The 2,901-nt window shown below is 55.8% G+C and carries 1 protein-coding gene and 1 pseudogene; one reads left to right on the plus strand and one right to left on the minus strand.

Annotation, left to right across the window (positions count from 1 at the left end):
- Positions 1-39 precede the first annotated feature (39 nt).
- Positions 40-1,161, minus strand: a pseudogene (gene dcuC, locus GBM95_RS13205) (C4-dicarboxylate transporter DcuC); the annotation flags it as partial.
- An 801-nt stretch (positions 1,162-1,962) separates the two neighbouring features.
- On the opposite strand from dcuC, the gene ttdA reads away from it, so the two are divergent.
- Positions 1,963-2,862, plus strand: a complete 900-nt coding sequence (gene ttdA / locus GBM95_RS11455; protein WP_152159214.1) for a L(+)-tartrate dehydratase subunit alpha — start codon at positions 1,963-1,965, stop codon at positions 2,860-2,862.
- Positions 2,863-2,901 lie beyond the last annotated feature (39 nt).

Below are 2,901 nucleotides of genomic sequence, written 5' to 3' on the forward strand. Positions count from 1 at the left end.
TCACGACGGACACCCTTGCCTCTGGCTGTGAGCTTGGCACTACCTCCTGCTCATCGGGACTTTCACCCTATAGAAATCGCCCATGCCGGGCACACGACCAAAGCCGGCGCTGTCCGCGGCGGCAATAAGCGTCGCAAGCGCTCCCGACTTAATGATGCCCGAGGCGAAGAACTCGCCGCAGACGATGAGCGATACGACGCCTACGAGGATCTTGCCCATGCCGTCGAAAAAGTTCTGAAAGCTCGCGAGCACGGTACGAAGATTGCGATGACGGATGAGCTCGAAGAGAATCGCAACGCAGGTCGAAATCACCATTGCGGTGAGTACATCCATGCGGATGCTGCTGCCGGCGACCTTGGAAAAGCAGATGATCAGGATGAGCAGTATGACGGGAAGCACTGCATAAATCTTCGGCGCACAGTCTGCCTCCTTCCCGGTCGCACGCTTTGCTGCCTGCGCCTGAGCCGATCCCGTCTTTTCCGTCCATCCTTCATAGCGGTCCCAACAGCGCTGAACGAAAACCACGACGAATGTCATGATGACGACCATGCCGAGCCAGAGCGGCATCTGGTAGTAGACAAAGTATTCGGATACGTCCATGCCGGCAATCTGTGCCGCGAGGATTGAACTCCCTGCGCCCGGGCCAACGTCCATGAACTGGCAGCAGCCGATCACGCCGAGAGCGGACTCACGCCCGAGCGGATGAGAATCGGATAGAGCATCACCATGAGAAGGAGCGCCAACCCGGCGTGCGAAGGAATGAACACGACGAGGCACTGCGAAGCGAGGAAAGCTGCAGCAAGAAGCACGTAAGGCGACTTTATCTTTGAGAGCGGACGCTCGAAGACGGAGAAGAGCGCTCCGGAAGCGCCGACGTATTCCATGTAGCGTGAAAAGCCGCCGATCGCCATGAGCGTGAGTCCCAGACCCGCAATGCGCGAAGAGAAGCCGGTGCAGAAAGCCTTGAACACATCGAAGGCCGCAAAGTTCGTGCTCTTATCTGCGGAGAGAACCTCTCCGAAGTCGAAAGCTGCTGTGGCGCCGAGGAGCGCAAGACCGCCGATGAAAAGTGCGGCCTGCGGATAGAAGCCTTTGATGAGAAGCGTGACGACAAGAACAATCACGATGCCCGCGATGATCAGGCTGGTCATGGATGGGTATTCCTTTTTGGTGGGTCTCCGAAGGGAACGGGTCGGACGGCTTCGTTCGGGGAAGCGGCAATGCCGTTCTGTTCGTGCGTCATCGCGCAGCTGACGTGCTCTGAGACCGGCCGCGCACGTTTTTCAGCGGGCAAGCCTCGTTTCGATGATGCAGGCCCTCCGCAAATCTCTTTTTCTACTTTCTGCGGACAGGCGCGCCATTTAATCTACAGACAACTTTCTGAGCGTTCTGCTTTGATATTGCTGAAGCAATAAAGTCAATAACTCTAGCGAGGCTCCTATAAATCGATAGGAATACAGCTATACATTCATTCATGAACCCATAATTTATAATCTTACATATTGTTTTTAAAGGTTAATTAAGCAGCTACGTTGACATGCCAAATAAAAATTCAATAGCCAGTTCACTATTAAAAAATCTACTCGCGCTCTATTGAAAATCGCCTCTGAAGCCTTCGGCGGCATCTCCAGAATCATGTGCGCACTCATGCACAGACTCTTTACAAAACCTTCGTGCAATCCGTCTCTTCATGCCGGGAGCGCAACGGAGACATTCCAAACAGCTTTTCCTGGGCTGCAGGCAGGAATTGATGCGCCTATTGCAATCTGAATTAAATAGTGTAAAACCTATCGAATCTATTCAATATTTAATATTTGACTTATACAAAAGACAAACATAAACTGCGGGCATCGGATAAGAAGACTCCCGCTGCCGCGGGAAGAGCCATACAACAACCATCCAGGACCTGTTGATTCCGTCCAACCGGATGAGAACCAACGTCTCCCACAGGAGAAAGACCTCATGCAGAAGGAAGCACTCGCAAGCGAGTTCACCGATCTGATGGCGAAGTTCACGGCGTACTTCGGCAAGCACCTGCCCGACGACGTCATGAAGAGCCTCAGGGAAATGCGCGCCGAACAATCGACCGACATTGCCAACACCATCTACGACGCCATGTTTACCGACATGGCGCTCGCCAAGAAGAACAACGTTCCGCTCTGCCAGGACACGGGCGTCATTCAGTTCTTCGTAAAGGTGGGTTCGCGCTTCCCGCTCCTCGGCGAAATGGAGGAATGCCTGCGCGAAGCCACGAAGCGCGCAACGAAGGAAGCGCCCCTGCGTCACAACGCCGTGCAGATCTTCGACGAGAAGAACACCGGCAACAACACGGGCGTGCGCATTCCCTGGATCGACTGGCAGATTGTTCCCGATTCCGACGAAGCCGAAATCTGCGGCTACATGGCGGGCGGCGGCTGCTCGCTTCCCGGCGCGGCCAAGGTTCTGATGCCGCTCGAAGGCTATGAAGGCGTCGTCAAGTTCGTCTTCGACATCATGACGGAACGCGGTATCAATGCCTGCCCGCCGCTCCTTCTCGGCATCGGCATCGCGGGCTCGGCGGAAGTCGCCGCCACGCTCTCAAAGCGCGCCCTCATGCGTCCGGTCGATTCGCACAACAGCAACCCGACGGGCGCGGAATTCGAAAAGCTCATCAAGGACGGCCTGAACGAGCTCAATCTCGGGCCGGGCGGCCTCACGGGCAAGGGCACGGTAATGGGCGTCAACGTCGAACAGGCTGCGCGCCATCCCTCCTGCATCGCGGTCGGCGTTTCCACGGGCTGCTGGGCCCACCGCCGCGCCACCATCCGCGTTCATGCGGACATGTCTTATGAATTTCTTTCGCACAAGGGAGTGACGCTGTGAGCACCAAGACGCTGACCACCCCGATCAAGGATGAAGACC

Source organism: Sutterella seckii (assembly GCF_009183815.1).
GTDB classification, from domain to species: domain Bacteria; phylum Pseudomonadota; class Gammaproteobacteria; order Burkholderiales; family Burkholderiaceae_F; genus Sutterella; species Sutterella seckii.